The 6,755-nt window shown below is 71.5% G+C and carries 6 protein-coding genes; 2 read left to right on the forward strand and 4 right to left on the reverse strand.

The window, feature by feature from the left end:
• Positions 1-36: 36 nt before the first annotated feature.
• Together BWR60_RS08710 and BWR60_RS08715 are read left to right on the forward strand one after the other, a co-directional pair.
• Positions 37-498, forward strand: coding sequence for a thiamine phosphate synthase (locus tag BWR60_RS08710; RefSeq protein ID WP_088150605.1), 462 nt, complete (start codon positions 37-39; stop codon positions 496-498).
• A complete protein-coding gene (locus BWR60_RS08715; protein ID WP_088150606.1) occupies positions 498-1,154 on the forward strand; it encodes a lysozyme inhibitor LprI family protein in 657 nt (218 codons plus the stop codon). Before BWR60_RS08710 ends, BWR60_RS08715 begins: the two co-directional genes overlap by 1 nt.
• 17 nt (positions 1,155-1,171) lie before the next feature.
• Here the strand turns inward: BWR60_RS08715 and BWR60_RS08720 are convergent, their stop codons facing one another.
• From BWR60_RS08720 to BWR60_RS08735, 4 genes are all read right to left on the reverse strand, one after another.
• Positions 1,172-3,406: a DUF3141 domain-containing protein gene (locus tag BWR60_RS08720; protein ID WP_088150607.1), complete on the reverse strand. Its 2,235-nt coding sequence runs from the start codon at positions 3,404-3,406 to the stop codon at positions 1,172-1,174.
• A 129-nt stretch (positions 3,407-3,535) separates the two neighbouring features.
• On the reverse strand, positions 3,536-5,302 hold the full coding sequence (gene argS / locus BWR60_RS08725) for an arginine--tRNA ligase (RefSeq protein ID WP_088150608.1): 1,767 nt from the start codon (positions 5,300-5,302) through the stop codon (positions 3,536-3,538).
• A 30-nt stretch (positions 5,303-5,332) separates the two neighbouring features.
• The gene (locus BWR60_RS08730) at positions 5,333-6,148 is read right to left on the reverse strand and encodes a mechanosensitive ion channel family protein (protein ID WP_088150609.1); all 816 of its coding nucleotides are present in this window, start codon (positions 6,146-6,148) and stop codon (positions 5,333-5,335) included.
• A gap of 223 nt (positions 6,149-6,371) precedes the next feature.
• Positions 6,372-6,755, reverse strand: a 384-nt coding sequence (locus tag BWR60_RS08735; RefSeq protein ID WP_218823404.1) for a hypothetical protein, incomplete at its 5' end; no start/stop codon positions are given.

The raw sequence follows: 6,755 nt of genomic DNA on the forward strand, positions 1-6,755 counted from the left end.
ATCTACATCGCGATCCCGCCGGAGCTCGATCCGGCGGTGTTCGCGGCCGCCCTCGGCGCCGGCGACGTTGCCTGCGTCGAGATGGCGGTGCCCGCCGACCCGGCCGCGGCGAAGGCCGTGATCGAGCGGCTGCGCGATATCGCGCAGGAGCAGGGCGTCGCCTTCCTGCTGCGCGACGATGCCGCCCTGGCGGCCAGGACAAGCTGCGACGGCGTCGTCGTCGGCCCCGGCGCCTATGCCGCGGCGCGCAAGGCCGTCGGCGCCCAGGCGATCGTCGGCGTGCTGGCCGGCGCCAGCCGGCACGAGGCGATGGAGGCCGGCGAGGCCGGCGCCGACTTCATCGGCTTCGACGCCGATGCCGAGATCGTGTCCTGGTGGACCGAAATGATGGAAGTGCCCTGCGTCGCGGCGGTGCCGGAGGCCGATTTCCGGCTCGTCACGGCCGAGGGCTGGACCGACCCGCAGGCGGCCGTCGCGGCGATCCGGAGCCTGGGGTGATGCGCGCCGCTCTCCATTCCGCCCTGCTGCTGTCCGGTCTCGCGCTTCTGGCCGCGGCGCCCGCCGCCGCCCAGACCGCGCCCAGCTTCGACTGCAACCAGGCCGGCACGGCGGTGGAGAAGGCGATCTGCGCCGATCCCTCCCTGTCCTGGCTGGACCACACCATGGGCCGGCTCTACGCCGCGCTGCGGTCCGGCGGCGGGGCCAGGCTGCGCGACGGCCAGCGCGCCTGGTTGGCCGCCCGCAACAAGTGCCCGGCGGAGGGCCTGCGCAACTGCCTCAGCGGCCAGTACATGACCCGCTTCGCCGCGCTGGCGTCCGGCTACGACAAGGGCCGCGTCACCGGCGTCTACGGCTATGCCGACGGCAATGGCTGGATGACCGTCGTCCCGTTCCCGGACGGCACCCTGGCGGCGCGGATCGACACGGTCGGGGCAGCGCCGACCTACCCCGTCTGCCGGATCGAGCTGGACGGCGCGACACCGGCCAAGGCCGGCGCCCGCTGGACCGACCCGGAGTCGCCGATGGGCGACGACCAGCACTGCTCGATCGACTTGAGCTTCGCCGGCCAGGGCGCGACGCTGACCGACCATGGCTGCGAGCCGGCCTATTGCGGCCTGCACGGCCGCTTCGCCGGCCGCTACCAGGGCAACTGAGCGGCCGGCCCTAGCGCCTACTTCACCACCTTCAGCGGCCGCCCGGTGCGGCCGCGGCGCACCGGGGCCGGCTTGGCCGCGGCTTCCGCCGGAGCGGCGGCGAAGACCTCGCGCATGCGGTCGAGGCGCAGCTTGACCTCGCCCGCCACCGGGCCGGCGGCGGAGGCCGCAGCCTCGATCACGGCGAAGGCGTCGGTGCGGGTCTCGGCAGCCTCCGGCAGCAGCTCCGGCAGGGCGGTCATCGCCTCCTCCGGCAGCCAGCGCAGGATCAGGTACTGCTCGCGCATCGCCGCCTTGAAGTCGGCCAGCGAGGTCCAGTGCCCCGGCAGCCGGTCGGCATAGAGCTGGCGCAGCGTGGCGAAGCCGCGCTCATCCACCGCCCGCATCGGCCAGATCACGTAGAGGATGGCGCGCAGCACGGCGGCATGGACGTCGCCCTCGGCGACCTTGTCGCGCAGCGCCTCGCGCTCCTCTTCCGGCTCGTTGCGGCGCGGCGGGCGGCGGTCGGCCAGGGTCTCGTCGCCGATCCCCAGCATCGCCTGCAGCACCGGGTTGCCGTAGATCGCGTAGAAGCTGCCCTCGATCCAGCGGTCGCGCCAGTCGCGCCAGCCGTCCAGCGCGGCCACGATCTGGCTCGACACCAGGTCCTGGAAGGCCAGGAACGGGTTGTCCGGCGCCGCCGGCCGGCGGTTCGCCCGCACCAGTTCGGCCGCCACCGCGACCGGCGCCATCGCCGGGTTGCGGCTCGAGAACAGCGAATACTGCAGGCGCAGCGGGTTCATCCGCCGCCCCAGCTCCGCCGCCGGCTCGTTGGCCAGGGCCTGGACCAGCGGCCGGGCGGTCGAGGTGTAGAGCGCGCGGTTGATTTCGGACACCCGCGCCGCGGTGGCGAAGGCCTTGTCCTCCTCGGTGGTGTTGATGCCCAGCGCGCGCAGGTCGTTGATGCTGCGCGCCTCGAACCGCACCACATGGTCGCCGCGGATCAGCGCGGCATTCGGGTCGTCGGCCTGCTTCTCGATGATCACCGCCTCGTAGAGGCCGGGCGCCAGCGTGTCGATCAGGTCGATGTTCTGGATGAACTCGTTGTGCTCCTTCGCCGCGACGCGGCCGGAGACGAAGATGCCGAGATGGCCGATGTCGTCGTGGATGGCGTAGATGATGGTCTGGCCGTTGGCGACGATGTCGTCGGTCGAATCGTACAAATCGAGGATCCAGCCCAGCGCCTGCTGCGGCGGGGTGATGTTGTCGCCCTGCGAGCAGAACACCACGATCGGCGAGGTGATATTGCGCAGGTCGATCTTGCGGTGGTCGGAGACCTCGAGCTGCCCGGCCGTCAGCTTGTCGCCGACGAACAGATCCTCGGTGATGGTCTCGATCTCGTTGGCGTTGAGCTGGACGTAGCCGCCCCACCACTTCTCGAAGCTGAGATAGCGCGCCACCTCGGTGTCGATCTTGCTGTACAGGTTGTACTGCTTCGACCACAGCGTGTTGGACGGGTTCAGGCTCTCGAAGTTCTGCACCAGATGGGCGCCGTCATAGCGGCCGTTGCCGAGATCGGCGCTGAACGCCGCCGGCCAGCCGCCGCCGGCCAAGCCGCCGAGATAGCGCATCGGGTTCTTGCCGCGCGGCCCGTCCCAGTAGGACAAGGGCGCGCCGGCCAGGATCATCGGCCCGACGATGCCGGGCTTGACCGCGGCCAGCATCGCCAGCGCCCAGCCGGCCTGGCAGTTGCCCATGACGCAGGGCTTGCCCTCGGCCTTCGGGTGGCGCTCGGCGACGATGCGCAGGAACTCGGCCTGCGCCCGGCCGATATCCTCCAGCGTCTGGCCGGCCACCGGCACCGGCAGGAAGCCGATGAAGTAGCAGGGATGGCCGGCGCGGAGGGCGCGGCCGATCTGGCTTTCCGGCTTCATGCCGCCGATGCCCGGGCCGTGGCCGGCGCGCGGGTCGACGATGACGAAGGGCCGCTTGTCCGGGTCGACCGTCACGCCCTCGGGCGGCACGATCCGCACCAGCATGTAGTTGCAGGGCCGCTCCAGCGTGCGGCCGTCGAGGATCAGCTCGAACTCATAGGACAGCACATGCGGCGTCGGGTCGGCGGCATGGGTCAGGTACTGGTTGCCGCGCTGGCGCATCACGTCCCAGAACAGGACGCTGCGCTGCGCCGCATCGACCCAGTATTCGACCGCAGACGCCCAGGGCTCGGCCCAGGCGGCGCTGAGCGCGGCGCTCTGGTCGGCAGTACCGGTCATGGTCACCCGTCCTCTTCCATTCGACCCGCGGACGGCGGTCCGCGGCGGGGCGTTCTGCCCTCATGGTAAAATGGCGGTTCCTACCCCGTCATTCCACCTTTGGTCGGACGATACACCAAATTCGTTGGCTTACATACGGTCCGGGATCTCGATGCCGAGCAGGCCCAGCGCCAGCTCCAGCTGCCGCAGCGTCAGCGCCGCGAGGCCGAGCCAGGAGGCGCGCCGCGCCGGATCCGGCTCGCTCAGCACATGGCAGGCGTCGTAGAAGCGGCTGAACTCGCGCGCCAGGGCGTAGGCGAAGTCGCACAGCTCGTTCGGCGCCCGCTTGTCATAGGCGTTGCGCACCGCGTCGGGCAGCTGGCCCAGCTGCAGCATCAACGCGCGGTCGGCCTCGTTCGCCGCCGGCAGGATGGTGCCGGGCGCGTCGCCCTGCCCGTCCGCCCGGCGCAGCAGCGACTTGGCGCGCACCGCGGCGTATTGCAGGTACGGGCCGGTCTTGCCCTCGAAGCGCAGCATGCGGTCGAGGTCGAACACATAGTCCGAGGACGGGTTGTTCGACAGGTCGGCGAACTTGACCGCGGCGATGCCGACCCGGCGGGCGATCTCGCGCCGCTCCTCCTCCGGATAGCCCTCGGCCAGATGCGCCTCCTCCAGCCGCTTCAGGCCGATCTCGGTGGCGGTGTCCAACAGGTCGTAGAGCTTCATGACGCCGCCGGCGCGGGTCCGGAACGGCTTGCCGTCCGGCCCGTTCATGGTGCCGTAGCCGAGATGCTCCAGGTCCGACTTGCCGTTCAGCCCGGCCTTGCGGGCGGCGCGGAACACCTGCTCGAAATGCAGCGACTGGCGCCGGTCGACGACATAGAGGCCGAGGTCCGGGTCCAGCGACTGCCGCCGGTCGACGATGGTGGCGAGGTCGGTGGTGCCGTAGGTGAAGGCCCCGTCCGACTTGACCAGGATCAGCGGCGGCACCTCCTTCCTGTCGCCCTCCTCGGCGACGCGGACGATGACGGCGCCGTCATCGGTCTCGGCGAAGCCCTTGGCCTCCAGCTCCTCGACCATCGGCTCGATCAGGTCGTGGACCGCGGCCTCGCCCTTCCACAGGTCGAACCGCACGCCGAGCGAGTCGAACTCGCGCTTCATGCCGGCGATCGAGACGTCGATGAAATGCTGCCACAGCGCCCGGTAGCCGGGCCGGCCGGCCTGCAGCTCGGCGGTCGCCTTGCGGCTCTCCTCCATCCGCGCCGGGTCGGCCTTCGACGCCTGCGAGGCGGCGGGATACAGGACCTCCAGATCCTCCATCGTCACCGGGCTCTCGGCCGGGTACGGGCCGGTGAAGTCCGGGTCGAAATAGGGCAGGTCCGGCTGGCGGCGGGCGATCTCGCTGATCACCATGCCCATCGGCGTGCCCCAGTCGCCCATATGCACGTCGCCGACCGCCTCGTCGCCGGCGAACAGGACGATGCGGCGCAGGCTGTCGCCGATGATCGAGGCGCGGAGGTGGCCGACATGCATCGGCTTGGCGATGTTCGGCCCGCCGTAATCCAGCACCACCCGGCGCGGCGGGTTGGTCTTCGGCACGCCCAGCCGCTCGTCCCGCGCCTGGCCATCGACATGGCCGGCCAGCACGGCGTCGGTCAGCGACAGGTTGATGAAGCCCGGTCCGGCCAGCGACACGGCCTGGAACCGCGGGTCCGCCGCCAGCCGGTCGGCGACGCGCTGGGCGATCTCGCGCGGGTTGGCGCCGACGCGCTTGGCCGCCGGCAGCGCCCCGTTGCACTGGAACTGGCCGAGATCCGGCCGGTTCGAGACGGTGACGTGGCCGAGCTCCGGCGGCAGCCCTTCGGCGGCGAAGGCGGCGGCGACGGTTTCGGTCAGCTTCGAGGCGAGCGAGGACATGCGGGCAGATCTTCCGGTTGCCCGCGGTTTTTAGGAGGCAGGCGCTTCCGAGGCAAGGCCGTCCGCGGTCAGGCGCCCCATGCTGCGGTTGATCCGCTGCATCAGCGCCGCCTTCACGGCGCCGACATCGGCGGTGGCGACGGAGGCCGTGGCGGTCAGCTCCACCACCCCGGCGCCGGGCTTCGACAGGTCGACCAGCTTCGACACGGCGACGCCGGGCTCCGTCCCCGGCACCACGCGCGGATCGGCCTTGAGCGCCGCGACGATGTCGCGGGCCAGGTCGTCGCCCGCAGGGCCGGCCGGCGCCTGGAAGGCCAGCTCCATCTTCGCCGGGCCCGGATAGGTGGTGTTGTTGATGATGGCCGTGCCCCAGACCGCGCCATTGGGCAGCAGGATCTGGACGTTGGCCGCCGTCACCAGTTCGGTCATGAACAGCGACAGCGACCGCACCGTGCCCGCCTTGCCCGCGACCTCGACCGCGTCGCCGAGCTTGAACGGCCGGAAGATCAGCAGCATGACGCCGGCCGCCAGGTTCGACAGCGTGCCCTGCAAGGCCAGGCCGATGGCCAGGGAGGCGGCGCCCAGCACCGCCACCAGGCTGGTGGTCTGGATGCCGAAGATCTGCAGCACGGCGATGACGACGACCGCCAGCACCAGGTAGCGCACCAGCGACGCCAGGAAATCGGCGATGGTCGGGTCGACATGGCGGGTGCTGTGGGCCAGGCGCAGGATCCAGCGCTCGATGAACCGCGCCAGCCACCAGCCGAGGCCGAGCAGCACGATCGCGTACAGCGCGTTCAGGCCGTAGAAGGCGAACAGGGCCCAGAGATTGTCGAAATTGATCATCGGCGGTCCGGCTGCGGTGTCGAAAGCCGCCCGCGGCGGCAGGCGTCACTTCGCTAACACGCTTCGGCCGGGATCGATCCCCGCCGGGCTGCCCCCTCGCCCTCGCGTCGCTTCGCGCCAGGCCCCTCCCTCTCCCCGAGGAGAGGGATTGATCACCTCTCCCCGGGGAGAGGTCGAAATCGCGCAGCGATTTCGGGTGAGGGGGTGGCCCCGGCCCATCCCCTCACCCGGTGTCGGCGACGTCCGGCTTTTCGAAGCAGTTGTAGGGGTCGATGCCGAGGGAGCGGCAGAGGCGGCGGGCGACGGTCTGCGTGGTCTCGGTGTCGAGCCAGGCGATGACGTCCGCCTCCCGCACCCGGGCCGCCAGCCCGGCGCGGATCCCGGGGATCCGGGCCGGGTCGCGGAGGTCGGCGAAGCTGCGCTCGACCGCGGCGACGGCGGCGTCCCGGCGCCGGGCCCGCTCGGCCTCGAYCTYGGCCGCGTCGCCGGCCGGGCGGGCCGGGTCCGGCGTGCCCGGCCAGGCGGGCGACCAGCGGCCCCATTCCTCGGTCAGGCCCAGGCCGCAGGCCAGACCGGCCATCACCGAGCCCAACGGCCGGTCCTCGAC

Source organism: Inquilinus limosus (genome assembly GCF_002195995.1).
In the GTDB taxonomy this organism is placed as follows: domain Bacteria; phylum Pseudomonadota; class Alphaproteobacteria; order DSM-16000; family Inquilinaceae; genus Inquilinus; species Inquilinus limosus_C.

Excerpts from the sequence above, each read along its gene's own strand:
- BWR60_RS08730 (WP_088150609.1), bottom strand. The coding sequence starts at position 6,148 with ATGATCAATTTCGACAATCTCTGGGCCCTGTTCGCCTTCTACGGCCTG.
- argS (WP_088150608.1), bottom strand. The coding sequence starts at position 5,302 with ATGTCCTCGCTCGCCTCGAAGCTGACCGAAACCGTCGCCGCCGCCTTC.
- BWR60_RS08720 (WP_088150607.1), bottom strand. The coding sequence starts at position 3,406 with ATGACCGGTACTGCCGACCAGAGCGCCGCGCTCAGCGCCGCCTGGGCC.
- BWR60_RS08715 (WP_088150606.1), top strand. The coding sequence starts at position 498 with ATGCGCGCCGCTCTCCATTCCGCCCTGCTGCTGTCCGGTCTCGCGCTT.